The 13,030-nt window shown below is 44.5% G+C and carries 11 protein-coding genes; 5 read left to right on the forward strand and 6 right to left on the reverse strand.

Annotation, left to right across the window (positions count from 1 at the left end; all coding sequences use genetic code 11):
- Window positions 1-96 precede the first annotated feature (96 nt).
- Window positions 97-630, forward strand: coding sequence for a ubiquinone anaerobic biosynthesis accessory factor UbiT (gene ubiT / locus HGO26_RS01675; protein ID WP_113939323.1), 534 nt, complete (start codon window positions 97-99; stop codon window positions 628-630).
- A gap of 109 nt (window positions 631-739) precedes the next feature.
- Here the strand turns inward: ubiT and HGO26_RS01680 are convergent, their stop codons facing one another.
- From HGO26_RS01680 to trhP, 3 genes are all read right to left on the reverse strand, one after another.
- Window positions 740-2,629: a S8 family peptidase gene (locus HGO26_RS01680; protein ID WP_168822857.1), complete on the reverse strand. Its 1,890-nt coding sequence runs from the start codon at window positions 2,627-2,629 to the stop codon at window positions 740-742.
- A 521-nt stretch (window positions 2,630-3,150) separates the two neighbouring features.
- Window positions 3,151-3,402, reverse strand: a complete 252-nt coding sequence (locus tag HGO26_RS01685; RefSeq protein ID WP_006082676.1) for a YfhL family 4Fe-4S dicluster ferredoxin — start codon at window positions 3,400-3,402, stop codon at window positions 3,151-3,153.
- A gap of 4 nt (window positions 3,403-3,406) precedes the next feature.
- Window positions 3,407-4,774 carry a prephenate-dependent tRNA uridine(34) hydroxylase TrhP gene (gene trhP / locus HGO26_RS01690; protein WP_105251727.1) on the reverse strand — a complete coding sequence of 456 codons (1,368 nt, stop codon included), beginning with the start codon at window positions 4,772-4,774 and terminating at the stop codon, window positions 3,407-3,409.
- 328 nt (window positions 4,775-5,102) lie between these two features.
- Between trhP and HGO26_RS01695 the strand changes: the two genes are divergently transcribed.
- Window positions 5,103-5,945, forward strand: a complete 843-nt coding sequence (locus HGO26_RS01695; protein ID WP_028761421.1) for an HDOD domain-containing protein — start codon at window positions 5,103-5,105, stop codon at window positions 5,943-5,945.
- 90 nt (window positions 5,946-6,035) lie between these two features.
- Window positions 6,036-7,529, forward strand: coding sequence for a putative bifunctional diguanylate cyclase/phosphodiesterase (locus HGO26_RS01700; protein WP_168823074.1), 1,494 nt, complete (start codon window positions 6,036-6,038; stop codon window positions 7,527-7,529).
- Window positions 7,530-7,734: 205 nt separating this feature from the next.
- Here the strand turns inward: HGO26_RS01700 and HGO26_RS01705 are convergent, their stop codons facing one another.
- The gene (locus tag HGO26_RS01705) at window positions 7,735-8,166 is read right to left on the reverse strand and encodes a thioesterase family protein (RefSeq protein ID WP_168822859.1); all 432 of its coding nucleotides are present in this window, start codon (window positions 8,164-8,166) and stop codon (window positions 7,735-7,737) included.
- Between the two features lie 352 nt (window positions 8,167-8,518).
- Here HGO26_RS01705 and HGO26_RS01710 point away from each other — a divergent pair, with 352 nt between their 5' ends.
- On the forward strand, window positions 8,519-9,499 hold the full coding sequence (locus HGO26_RS01710; protein ID WP_168822861.1) for a chemotaxis protein: 981 nt from the start codon (window positions 8,519-8,521) through the stop codon (window positions 9,497-9,499).
- Window positions 9,500-9,651: 152 nt separating this feature from the next.
- On the opposite strand, the gene HGO26_RS01715 is transcribed toward HGO26_RS01710, so the two are convergent.
- Window positions 9,652-10,908, reverse strand: a complete 1,257-nt coding sequence (locus tag HGO26_RS01715; protein ID WP_028761418.1) for an adenylosuccinate synthase — start codon at window positions 10,906-10,908, stop codon at window positions 9,652-9,654.
- Window positions 10,909-11,048: 140 nt separating this feature from the next.
- On the opposite strand from HGO26_RS01715, the gene HGO26_RS01720 reads away from it, so the two are divergent.
- Window positions 11,049-11,939 carry a LysR family transcriptional regulator gene (locus HGO26_RS01720; protein ID WP_168822863.1) on the forward strand — a complete coding sequence of 297 codons (891 nt, stop codon included), beginning with the start codon at window positions 11,049-11,051 and terminating at the stop codon, window positions 11,937-11,939.
- 28 nt (window positions 11,940-11,967) lie between these two features.
- On the opposite strand, the gene HGO26_RS01725 is transcribed toward HGO26_RS01720, so the two are convergent.
- On the reverse strand, window positions 11,968-12,792 hold the full coding sequence (locus HGO26_RS01725; protein WP_131523266.1) for a substrate-binding periplasmic protein: 825 nt from the start codon (window positions 12,790-12,792) through the stop codon (window positions 11,968-11,970).
- Window positions 12,793-13,030 lie beyond the last annotated feature (238 nt).

The raw sequence follows: 13,030 nt of genomic DNA on the forward strand, positions 1-13,030 counted from the left end.
GATTGAATGGCGATGAATTGATTTAAAACAGGTTTAAGATCATAAAATCCCGATAAACTGGGATATATCATGTTTTATTCTTGTAGGGTTCCCGCTATGTCCGCTGTTTTTTTCGCAAAATTTGCTCAGCAACTTTTAGAGTTCACCCCAAAAGCCATCGGCTTTCCCCTTGCTAAGATGCCGTTTAGCCTCAAAGCAAAAGCCATCAGCCAATTGCTTGAACTCTTACTTGCCGAGCAAGCTGCTGACGATGAGCTTGGATTTTTGATGGATAAATGGGTCGCGATTCGAGTGGAAGATATAAACTTAGCCTTCGAAGTCAGTTTTAATGGCAAGTGGCAAGTCAGAGAGCTCACCGATGCGCAGGTGACCTTCAGTGCCAACTCTGCTGAGCTAGTGTTAGTGGCGGCGGCGAAGGAAGATCCCGACACGCTATTCTTCCAGCGTAAGCTGAGTATTCAAGGTGATACTGAATTAGGACTCGAAGTGAAAAACCTGCTGCTAAGTATCGAATTTGCCAGTATGCCAGCCCCAATTCGTCTTAGTGTTGAAAAGCTTGCCGCTGTGATTGAGCGTCTGCAAATTGAAGCGAAACCGACAATTATTCTCGCCAAATCCCCAAGCTTTTAACGTTATGTAGTGAGACTACACACTGCTAATTCCATAAAGAAGCCCGCTAAGTTGTTATCTTAGTGGGCTTATTTTTATTTAAACTTTATTGTATGGTTTGGTCAATGAGTTAGTAGCTTGCACTCAGTTGTAGTCCCGAGTAGCTCGAATAAGCGCGTAACATCACATGGTAAGTTCCCGCTTGAGTCACTGTAATCGAACAGCTTTCATTGTTCCCATTTTTATAGGGACGGCAATCATAGCTGGTGGTCGTTGGGGTAGTGCCTGCTTTAACATACAGGTCTACATCTCCAGTTCCGCCACTGGTGGCAATGTTGAGTTGGCTATTGGCTGGAACCACTATCTTATACAGTTTCTCTGTTGCCGTTGCCCCGCTTAAATTCGTGACAGGTACGCCATTGGTTAAGCAGTTTGCATCGGTGCAGCTTCCGCCGCCATTCAAGTTATAGCTGGCTGTCAACTGGGCATTGGCGTAATTATTATAGCCTTGCACCATCACATACCACCGACCCGCCGTAGGTGTGGTGAAGTTACAGCTCTCGTTGTTGCCATTTTGATAGGGGCGGCATTGGTAGCTAGTTGTCGTCGGTTTTTGCCCTTGGCTGACATAAATATCCGCATCACCAGAACCACCCGCTAGATTGATCCCTAAACTTGCCGCATTGACTGGGACATCGATGTAGTAATACGTCGCAGAACCTGTGGCACCACTGATTGCGACACCCACATTATTTTGCAGCGGTGTTTCATCGACGGGGCAATTATTGCCACAGCCACCATCATCGCCTGCGAGTGAAAAGAGTAATTTATTGGGTGAACCTGTTTTAGCGTCTGTAACTTTATTTGACGTGGCGCGTGTCGTAAGTAAGTTTGTCACCTGTGCGGGAGAGAGATTTGGATTTTCATCTAAGTATAATGCGGCAACGCCTGCCACATGTGGGGCTGCCATTGAGGTACCACTTATGGTATTAGTCGCTGAATTCGAGTTATACCAAGCGGACGTAATGCTCGAACCAGGCGCATAGATATCAAGGCAAGTCCCGAAGTTAGAAAAACTCGAGCGGGAATCGTTACTGGTGGTTGAACCAACTGTGATGGCGTTTACCGCACGGGCGGGTGAGTAGTTACAAGCGCTGCTGTTGTCGTTACCCGCCGCCACTACGAAAGTGACCCCTGCGGCAACTGCGGCATTGACTGCATCATCAGTTGCTTGGGAGGCTCCTCCTCCTAAACTCATGTTTGCGACGGCGGGGCCGGAAGCATTGTTTTTCACCCAGTTTATCCCTGCAATCACGCCAGAGTTACTACCTGAACCTGAACAGTTGAGTACTCTGACTCCCACAAGATTGACATTTTTAGCCACACCGTAGGTAGCGCCACCAACAGTTCCTGCCACATGGGTACCATGGCCGTTACAGTCAGTCGCATCGTAATCATTATCCACAAAATCATAGCCACTGCTGGCGCGACCACCAAACTCATTGTGAGTATTAAGCACGCCAGTATCGATCACAAAGGCGGTTACACCAGAGCCGTCGAAATCCGTGTGATAGTTACTATCCAATGGCAAGTTTCGTTGATCGATTCTGTCTATGCCCCAAGTCGGACTCGGTTGATTGGCATTGGCTTCAACCATAGGCGTTACTGACATGATTTGATCTTGTTCTATGTATTTCACATTTGGATCTTTACGCAGTGCTTTAATCTGTTGGGCGCTGGCCTTGATGAGTACACCATTGAGCACATTGCCAAAGTTTTTCATCACAGTGACATCATATTGGTTGACTAAACTCTCGGCTTGTTTCGTCGCGAATTCAGCTATGGTGTTGTTATTACTTAGATTAAGAACGCTTGGGGTATTGAATACAACAATGTAAGTATCTTTGATGGCTTTAGATTGTGGGACACTTACCATACTCGCTTGGTATTCATTAGCGTTAACAGGGAAGTAAGCAAGTCCAGTTGCGACCGCGACTGCAATTAAATGTTTCTTATGCATGTTGAACTCCATTTTCTTTTTATGTCTCCACGGACTTCGAGACACAATTCAATGTAGAAGGTATTTTCAACCTGCCCAGTTCGGTGCTTAAGGCGTATCTAATTTACAAGGTTAAAATGTAACACTTGATTTACAATTTGACCGTGGGTGACTTTTTACTTAGCTAAAGAGTGAGGTGTACAAATAAGCGTCAAAATAATAACTATTAGTCTATTAAAACAACCGAGTTTGTAAAATTGGTGATTTATCAAGCGACATTTAGTCCGAATCATAAACTGTGAAGCAGCGATAAATTCCGTCTGCTACTTTTTTGACATTCACCGCTGAAAAGAAGTCAGTCTAAAGTAGTGTTTTGACTAATGCTGAAATAAAAGCTTGGATTTAAGCGATTTAAAGGTTCCTCATACCGTTAAATGCATCATTATTGTGATTTTTTATGCGGGTTGTTTTGCGCAGGTTATGGCAGGTATTAGAGCAGATTTGACCGAGAGGCATTATAGCCACTCGGTCAGGTGACGTGATTAAGCTTTTTGCGTTAACACGGCAAATTTCACTAACAATTCGTCGTTAGATTCGACACGGTTTGGATCTGGGTCGATGCAATCAATGGGGCAGACAGATACGCAAGTCGGTTTGTCGTAGTGACCCACACATTCGGTGCAACGGTCTGGATCGATTTCATAGATTTCTTCACCCATAGTGATGGCCTGATTAGGACATTCAGGTTCACACATGTCGCAATTGATGCAGCTATCGTCGATCAGTAGTGCCATGATCTTAACCTAGTTCATGTGGGTTGCGAGTATCCTGACCTTGGGGCAAGTTACGCAGCAAAATACCGTGGCTCAAATCGACTTCTTTCGGCACGGGCAGATACACAGTGTGCCCCGAACCTAAACCGGCTTCAACTGCTTCAGCTTTGCGATTTTCGAGTTGTTCAATCGTCAAACTGATATTGCCCTGCGGCGTCATCAGTTCAACACTGTCGCCAACGGAGAACTTGTTTTTTACTTCAATTTCGGCCAATCCTGCAAGATTACGTTTTCCCGTCAGTTCACCTACAAATTGTTGGGTGTCACTAACTGAGTAGCCATAGTCATAATTTTGGTATTCATCATGCACATGGCGACGTAAAAAGCCTTCGGTATAACCACGGTGGGCTAGGCCTTCTAATTGATTCATTAGACTGCGGTCGAAATCTTTACCCGATGAAGCATCTTCAATCGCGCGGCGATACAGTTGTGCTGTACGGGCAACGTAATAGAAGGACTTAGTGCGGCCTTCAATTTTGAGCGAGTCTATGCCCATTTTAGTCAGGCGCTCAACGTGCTGAATGGCCCGTAAGTCTTTAGAGTTCATGATATAAGTGCCGTGCTCATCTTCGAAGGCGGGCATGTATTCGCCGGGGCGATTGGCTTCCTGTAGTAGGTAAATTTGATCTGTGGGAGCGCCTGCGCCTAAGGTCGTTGGCGTTTCAATTTGCACCGCATTTGGCATGGCAATGATGTCACCGCTGTCATTTTGCTGCGCTTCGTGTACATCGTATTTCCAGCGACAAGCATTAGTGCAGGTGCCTTGGTTAGGATCGCGTTTATTGATATAACCTGAGAGTAAACAACGGCCTGAATACGCCATACACAGGGCGCCATGCACAAACACTTCAAGCTCGATATCGGGGCAGCGCTGACGAATCTCTTCGATTTCATCTAAAGACAATTCGCGTGACAGGATCACGCGTTTGATGCCTTGGGTTTGCCAAAACTTTACCGAGGCCCAGTTGATGGCATTTGCTTGCACGGATAAATGCACCACTTGATCAGGAAACGCTTCACGTACCATCATGATTAAACCGGGATCGGACATGATCAGTGCGTCAGGCTTCATCGCCACTACGGGTTCCATGTCCTTGATATAGGTTTTTAGCTTGGCATTGTGGGGCGCGATATTGCTCACCACATACAGCTTTTTACCGAGTGCATGGGCTTCTTCAATCCCAGTGGCAAGGTTTTCCATTTTAAAGTCATTGTTACGTACCCTTAGACTATATCTTGGCTGACCGGCATACACTGCATCTGCGCCATAGGCAAAGGCGTAGCGCATGTTCTTTAAGGTTCCAGCTGGAGACAGCAGCTCAGGTTTAAACATAATCACTCTCAAATGGGTTAATAAATGACGCGGTGCGCGGGGGCGGCATTTTACACAATGAAAGTAGGGGTATGCAAATTGCCTTAGTTAACTTTAGCAGTACTTCACATTTTACGAATATAGTGAGTTTGGCTTAGATCAACTGGAGCGGAATATTTCAACTTGAGTGATGATTGAGGTCGATGATCAAGACAGATAAGTAAGGCAAAATTGATAACGCAATCATACAAATTATTAACGTCTGCAGTTTTTTCTACGCATCTAATGACAGCCAACTGATATACTCCAACAATCCAATGTTGATGTTTACAGATTGATGGGAGTTAAGATGTCTACCGAACATCTACTGTTAGTCAGTTTATTAAAAAAACTAAAAGACGATGCCTTAGTACTACCGACCTTGCCTGAAGTGGCGATGCGGGTGCAAGAAGTGGTTGGACGCTCCGATGCGAGCCTTAAACAAGTGGCAGAAGTGATCGGCCAAGATGCAGCGATTTCTGCGCGTATTATTAAGGTCGCCAACAGCGCGCTATATAGCCGAGGCGTGCCAGCTGAAAGTATCAACAGTGCGGTTTCTCGTATTGGTTTAATCCAGATTAAAAGCATTGCCACTTCGGTGGCGATGGAGCAATTATTTATTTCCACCAATGAAATGGTGTGGGAAGTCATGGACGAAGTGTGGCGTACCTCAATCGATGTAACTGCTGCGTCTTGTGCCATGCTGCAGATGTATAATAAGCGCCATTCAACCAGCCGGTTAAATTTTGATACCTTAACCTTAGCTGGACTCGTGCATAACATTGGCGCCTTACCTGTATTAACAGAAGCGGAGGCGCATCCCCATTTATTCACTAGCATTGATCAATTACGCGCGCTCGTACGTAAAATGCAAGGGCCTTTGGGTCGTGCTGTTTTGAAAAGTTGGGATTTCTCTACCGAAGTGATGGAAGTGGTTGAGCGTTGGGCTGATTTACCTTATCTACCCGATCATGTCACCTATCTTGACTTTATTCGTGCAGCGGCCTTTTATACCGGTGAATTGCGAGCGGGCACTGAACTAGAGCAACGTCTCGGTGTGTTTGTCGCCCGTGGATTACCTGTGACGACCGATGATTTAGCCAGTGATGAGTTTATGGAAAAATTCCATTCAATTAGAGAAAGTTACCAATAATCGTTAGGCCTAAATGGAATTCAAATGGCGCTGATATCTTTTATCGTGTCATTTGAGAACAAGCTTACGTGGTATGGCAGAGGCCAAGGTATGTTCGTAATCGGGTTAGTTGTCGCTTCTCTCGCTTTATTGATATTTTCATTGTATATCCTGCAGTCAAAATACAGATCTTTACGGTCGCAGCAAAATTTTTTAGCACAGCTTTGTACCCAGCTAGAGCTGCAAAAGGTTGAACGCCAAGCTTTAGACATTGGTATCGTCCCCCAAGCGTTTGTTCCTCTCTACCATACTTTAAATGAATTATTAAAGGCGTTACCGGCAAGTGTGGGTAAGGATAAGCTAACAGGACTTGTTAATCGTGTCGGCTTGAAACGTACTCTTACTGGCATGATGCCGCTGACTCAAGGGACATTAGTACTAATTGATATTTATCGATTTCGCTATGTGAATGATCTCTTTGGTTTTGTATTTGGCGATATCCTGCTGAAGCAATTTGCCGAACGCTTAAACAGCTTAAGTTTATCCCCGAGATTAATCGCACGCCTCAATGGTGATGAATTTTGTTTGTATTACGAGCAAGCGTTGACTGAGGAGCAATTAGTCCACTTAAGAGGGCGGTTGCAAGTGCCTTTTAACATTAAGAACACGCCAGTCAGCGTTAAGCTTCAAATCGGTTGTCTGCATTTACAAGAACACCACGCCGACACGAGTCAGATGCTACGTCGAGTCGATTTGGCGCTGAAGAAAGCCCGCCATTCTCGTAGCGCGATTGCATACTATGCCCAAAATGATGATATTCGTCAGTTAAGAGAACTGAAAATTATCGATAGCTTGCCTAAAGGTTTGCAACGTAATCAAGTATATATGGTGTATCAAGCTAAACAGGATATTGCCACGGGTCGATGTTTTCAGGTTGAAGCCTTAATGCGTTGGGAGCATGACGAACTCGGGATTATTTCTCCTGGAGAATTTATTCCCTTAGCTGAATATGCTGGCATGATTGATTTAGTCAGCCAATGGGCACTCGATCAGGTTTTAGCACAGCAGGCAAAATGGCGCGCGGCGGGGATACAATTGTGTGTTGCAGTTAACCTGTCGACACGGGACCTTGACAGTGAAACCTTACCCCAAGAAATTGCTGCAAGATTAGCCTATTACCAGCTCCCACCCGAATCCTTGATGATCGAAATTACTGAAAGCACTTTAATGGCGGATTTAACTAAGGCGGTCGAGACGTTAGGAAAGATACGTGCCTTAGGGGTTAGACTTGCAATTGATGATTTTGGTACGGGTCATTCTTCCTTAGCTTATTTAAAGCATTTACCCGTTAATGAAGTCAAAATCGATAAAGCCTTTTTAAAGGATCTGGAGCAGGATAAACCGTCGGAATACATCCTCGAAGCCAGTATTAATATCGCCAAAAAACTCGGTTATGAGGTAACTGTTGAAGGAATTGAAACGCTTGAGATTAGAGATAGGTTAGTGGCTATGGGGGTTGATACTATACAAGGTATGTATTACGCGAAGCCCATGAGTGCCGCCGAACTCGAAATGAACTGGGCCCAACTACATAATACAATCTAAACCTTGTGCTCATTAAAGTAAGCGCTCGTTAAATCAAATGTTCGTCAAATCAAATGCTCGTTAAATCAAGAGTACTAAGGCTTGCAGTCGAGCCTTAATACTGTCCAGTTATCGCTATTTGAGTTGTACTCCTTGAGTGATTTTTGTTGCCTTTGCTGATGTCAAAATAATCTCAGGAAATCGCGCGTACTTGTATGTAAGAGTATTAGCTTTGTTCGCTTGATGTGAAACCAAGACTTAATATGGCGATTAACTCTGCCGGCATAGGCGCTAATTGACGGGCTTGATTCATACACACCATTTCTATGGTTGCAGTGACAGCAGGTTTTTTGCCCTGAGGGCGCCAAATTTCCTGTAGCCACACAGTGCGATACTTGCTCTCAAAGTAAAATTTAGTCCGTACATCGATAATATCGGCAAATTCCACCCCCTCATGGCACAACATATCGCTACGATACACAGCAAAACCCAGTTGGTTTTGTTGCCATAATGCACTTAAACGCTCAGCACCAATCACATGCTCACGGGCTCGCTCGAAGTATTTCAAAAAGTTGGGGTGATACACCACGCCAGAAAAATCAGTATCTTCATAGTAGATTTGCACTGGGAAAGAAAAGGTCGGGCTAAATTGCGGCATGGGGTACGGCTATTCTAGATAGTTTTATTGCGCAATAGTTTAGCGGCTTATCTCTTAAAACAAAACCTCTAATGCGGAGAGACAAAAGCGCTGTTAAGGGAAATGTGCAGGCTACTTTAGGTCGGCAACGGCGATGCTTAATCTGGACATGATTGACAATGTGACGACTGAAATAGTTATTAGATTCGATTATGTGACGTTTTTCTGCTTATAGATAAAATGCTTGTTACCCAAAAAATATCACGCTAATCAGGCAGTAAAATCACACTATCGTGCCTAATTCATTAAGCCCTTCCTATACTGATAACTGCAATCCCTTTCTTACGTTGATTTGCTAGGTTGAGAGCTTTATATGAGCGAAATTAAAAAATCAGAAATATTGACAGAGAGTGGCACAAATGAACTCGAAATTATTGAGTTTCATCTACATAAGACACTTCCCAATGGTGGCCATAAAGTGTGCCATTACGGTATTAATGTCGCCAAAGTGAGAGAAGTAATTAGGGTGCCAGAAACGTCAGATTATCCCAATGCCCAGCGGCACATGGTTGGGGTGTTCTCGCTGCGAGAAAAGTTGATCCCTTTGGTCGATCTTGCCGGTTGGCTTGAAATATCGACACCTGAGGATTTAACACACAAAGTGGTCATAGTGACTGATTTTAATAAGATGATTAATGGTTTTTTAATCGATAGTGTTCGTAGCATCCACAGAGTGTCGTGGGAGCAAGTTGAATCGCCGAGTCAATTTTTAGAAGCGGGTGAAAATGATTGTGTCGTTGCCGTAGTGCGCCGTGATGGCATGCTCATTATGATATTGGATTTTGAGAAAATTATTGCTGACATTAATCCTGAACTGAGTATGGATAAGTACGATGTCACGCTCGATAGAAGTGTACTGATCAATGATAAAATGCTGGCGAAACGTGAAGCGAAAACGATTTTAATTGTCGATGATTCCGCTTTTATTCGTAAGATGATCGAAAATACCCTTCGCAGCGCAGGTTACAACATTATCACAGCCAAAGATGGTGGTGATGCCCTTGAAATGCTAATGGAATTTGAGAATCTTGCTGACCAAGATAATGCTTCGATCTCTGATTTTGTCAGCGCCATTATTACGGATGTTGAGATGCCTCGCATGGATGGCATGCATTTGGTGAAACGCTTAAGAGAATCCAAGGCGTATCGACAAATGCCAATTGTGATGTTTTCCTCTTTAATGAGTGAAGATAACCGCGTAAAGGCGATGGCATTAGGTGCTAACGATACCATTACTAAACCAGAAATTGGTCGTATGGTCGGTATGATAGATAAATACGTATTCGAAGAGTAATGCCATTTCATTTAGTGGCGATATTTGAATATGGGGTATTCGAGTCATCGCTATCAACGTCTTGAGTGATTCTTCAATGACAAACCATATCAAAGTAAAAAGCCATATTCACCGAGGCGAATATGGCTTTTTTGTAGGGTAAACGTTGTTTACTAGCGAATGATCATTTGATCGCGCTCTGGTCCAACAGAAACCATGCTAACGCGTACACCCATTAAGTCTTCAATACGTTCAACATATTGTTGTGCGGCGACAGGCAGGCTTTCGAAGGTGCGACAACCAGTAATATCTTCGCTCCAGCTTGGCATTTGCTCATACACTGGGCTTAACGCAGCAGTTTGTGGCCAAATTGGGTTCTCGGTGTGTTCACCTGCATAGGCAACACAGATTTTCAGATCTTTCATGCCAGAAAGACAATCAATCTTAGTCAGGGCAATTTCGGTTGCTGCTTGTAGCTCAACACCATTACGGGTGGCAACAGCGTCGAAGTAACCCATGTCACGTGGACGGCCTGTCGTTGCACCAAACTCGTTGGCATTTTCGCGGAAGGCGTCTTGCTCTTCCATTGCCGTCACTAACGTGCCAGTGCCGACTGATGAGCTAAAGGCTTTCGCGACAGCAATTACGCGCTCTGGACGCAGGGCAGGTAAACCGCTGCCGATACCCGCGTAAGCTGCAGTCACGTTTGAAGATGTGGTATAAGGATATTCGCCGTAGACTAAGTCGCGGCCAGCACCTAATTGCGCTTCAAACAGCAAGCTAGCATCTTGTTTTTGTAATGCTTTTAATGGCTCTGTCACGTTACAAATAAATGGACGCCAAGGTGCCGTCACTTCTAATAACCATGCGGTCATTTCGGCGGCGGTTTGATTAAAATCGCAACTTGGATAAAGTGCTTTTAACTGCGGTAATTTCCAGTCGAGCATAAATTGAATGCGCTCTTGCAGCACTTCAGGTTGGTTTAACCAGCCGACTAAAATGCCTTTTTTCATCACGCGATCGCCGTAGGCTGGTGCAATCCCTTGACGGGTTGAACCATAGGCGAGGTCGCCAAGACGTTGTTCTTCTAAGGTATCTTCTAATGCATGTAGAGGTAAGCACAAGGTAGCACGGTCAGAAATGCATAATTTGACTTCAATGCCAGCCGCTTGCACTTCAGCAATTTCTACACTGAGTTTTTCAGGACTGATCACCATGCCAGGGCCTAAAACTGCAACGCAGTTAGGGTTGAAAATGCCACTTGGTAATTGGTGTAATTTAAAGGTGCCATAGTCGTTGACGACGGTATGACCAGCGTTGTTACCACCTTGAAAGCGAATACTGGCAGCGGCATCCGCGGCTAAATAATCTACGATGCGGCCTTTGCCTTCATCACCCCAATTTGCACCCACAACCACGATCGACGGCATAACAACATCTCCTCATTGATTAAGACGCTATGCTAGACCCGTCATTTGAATAAGAGAAATTAATTATGGTTATCATCCCAATAAGAATTTCATATATCATTGGCTATCATTAACTCTAATACTTTGCAAAAGGTGGCGTTATGCTCGATATCCATTGGTTAAAGACCTTCGTGACTTTGGCTGAATACAAGCATTTTGGGAAAGCGGCCACAGCGCTGCACATGACGCAGCCCAATGTTAGCTTGCATATTAAGCAGTTAGAGCAAAGCACTCGAGTCAAGTTGATTGACCGTAATCCCTTTCGATTAACGCAAGCGGGATTTCGCCTGTTAGAGAGCAGTCAGAAGACGTTAATGGAGCTGCAAATTTGTCAGGCGGATCTCAATGCGATTAATGACCTTAGCAAAGGCACCTTGACCATTGCCGCCAGCGATATTATCTCGCGGTTATTGTTGATCCAGCCGTTTCAGCTCTTTAAGGCGGAGTTTCCGGGAATAGATTTCTCACTGCTCAACACAACCTCATCACAAGCCTCTGAATTGGTGAAAAATGCCGAGGCCGATTTAGGGTTTGTGATTGCGCAGAAGGAAAGTCAGCCACTGCATTTTACTGAGCTACAACAGATTAAATGGTGTGCAATCGGAGATAACTTACAGCAATGGCAGCAGGCAAAACCCTCTGTGGATACGCCCTTAGCCGAGCAACCGACGTTGATTTTATTAGGACACGATACGCGAACCCGCGAATTGTTAGATCCTGCATTGCCGTCGCTGAACTTATCGAATTACAGAATAATGGAAGTCGGCAGTGTTGACGCGCAAATCGATTGGGCTGAGGCGGGATTTGGTGTGGCGATCGTACCGGAGTTTTCGGTTTACACTAAGGCGAATCTCACCACTAAAGTCACTCCTCTACCGCAATTCCCTACTACGAGTTTAGGTTATATTGTGCGCCAGAATCAGATCCTGTCGAAGGCTATTAAGCAGCTGTTATATTGGGTGAATCAAGAGATCATTCGCTCGCAGCGGTAATCTATCATTCGCTTGTAGCGATAGTGGATTAGTCAGCGACTAAGAGCAGTTTGTCGTATTGGCCTGTGGCTTTTAGCTGTGATAAGCCAGCGTCGAGTTGGCTTGCTAAGGTTTGTGCTTGCGGATTTCCTTTCGAGAAGGCCAAAAAAATATCGCTGCTGTGGTTAGCAAATGCAGGAATAATCTCATCATCTACCCCCATTTTTTTCAGGTTTTCCTTGGCGACTAAGTCGAACATCAAGGCGGCATCTATGCGACCAATCAACAATAAATTGATGAGCTGTTGTTGGTTGGCGACGGTGACGATATTGAGCTGTTGCTGTTTAACTAATGTGGGAAACTCATCGCCATATTCATAGCTTTTAATCACGCCGATAACGGTGCCTTTAGGTAGCGCCCATTTATTGTCTGCCAGAATAGGTTTTTGTTTTTTTTGATAAAAAGAAGCCGTGGCGATAAATAATGGGGTGTTTCCAAAGATGAAGCGTTGCTCAGTACTGTTCTCGCGGGTGACGTTAAACACCCCATCAACTGCACCTTTTTCCGCCATCATTAAGGCGCGGGAGTAGGGCACAACTAAGCTATTCACTTCAATATGCGACTGTTTAAATGCGGCTTGGATTAAACGATGGGAAATACCTTGACCAAACTGATTGGCGAAAGGTGGCCAACTGTCTTCTGCGGCTAAGGTTATGGCTTGAGGTTGCGATTCTGCTGGTATTGCATTACTTTCTTTAGCGAGTGCCATGTTGCAAATAATGGATACGAGCAATAAAACGATGCTAAGTATCAATGCTGACGGCAAATTTAATGCCTGCTGCATCCTGAGCCTCATTCTGTTCCCTGCACGCATTTTGCTTCCATCTCCCCGCTTAATATATGGCTTTTATAGCATAAAGAATTATATCTAGACTAATGATTTGAATATTAATTACTGATAGTTAGTCCTTTTGTGATGTTTATAGGATATTTCAACAACCTCAGTTTACTGTGTGCGGGTCTATTATTTTTATGTACTGTGTTTAAGGGGGATTTTACGCTGGGCAACACATGAACTGGCTTAGCTTTCTTGCTAAGTAGAAGAAATTGAA

The sequence above is a fragment of the Shewanella oncorhynchi genome, assembly GCF_012584455.1.
GTDB classification, from domain to species: domain Bacteria; phylum Pseudomonadota; class Gammaproteobacteria; order Enterobacterales; family Shewanellaceae; genus Shewanella; species Shewanella oncorhynchi.

Coding starts and splice junctions, on each gene's coding strand:
- HGO26_RS01685 (WP_006082676.1), bottom strand. CDS start 3,402: ATGGCACTACTGATCGACGATAGCTGCATCAATTGCGACATGTGTGAA.
- HGO26_RS01705 (WP_168822859.1), bottom strand. CDS start 8,166: ATGCCGCAATTTAGCCCGACCTTTTCTTTCCCAGTGCAAATCTACTAT.
- HGO26_RS01710 (WP_168822861.1), top strand. CDS start 8,519: ATGAGCGAAATTAAAAAATCAGAAATATTGACAGAGAGTGGCACAAAT.
- HGO26_RS01695 (WP_028761421.1), top strand. CDS start 5,103: ATGTCTACCGAACATCTACTGTTAGTCAGTTTATTAAAAAAACTAAAA.
- HGO26_RS01715 (WP_028761418.1), bottom strand. CDS start 10,908: ATGCCGTCGATCGTGGTTGTGGGTGCAAATTGGGGTGATGAAGGCAAA.
- HGO26_RS01700 (WP_168823074.1), top strand. CDS start 6,036: ATGTTCGTAATCGGGTTAGTTGTCGCTTCTCTCGCTTTATTGATATTT.
- HGO26_RS01680 (WP_168822857.1), bottom strand. CDS start 2,629: ATGCATAAGAAACATTTAATTGCAGTCGCGGTCGCAACTGGACTTGCT.
- ubiT (WP_113939323.1), top strand. CDS start 97: ATGTCCGCTGTTTTTTTCGCAAAATTTGCTCAGCAACTTTTAGAGTTC.
- HGO26_RS01725 (WP_131523266.1), bottom strand. CDS start 12,792: ATGCGTGCAGGGAACAGAATGAGGCTCAGGATGCAGCAGGCATTAAAT.
- HGO26_RS01720 (WP_168822863.1), top strand. CDS start 11,049: ATGCTCGATATCCATTGGTTAAAGACCTTCGTGACTTTGGCTGAATAC.
- trhP (WP_105251727.1), bottom strand. CDS start 4,774: ATGTTTAAACCTGAGCTGCTGTCTCCAGCTGGAACCTTAAAGAACATG.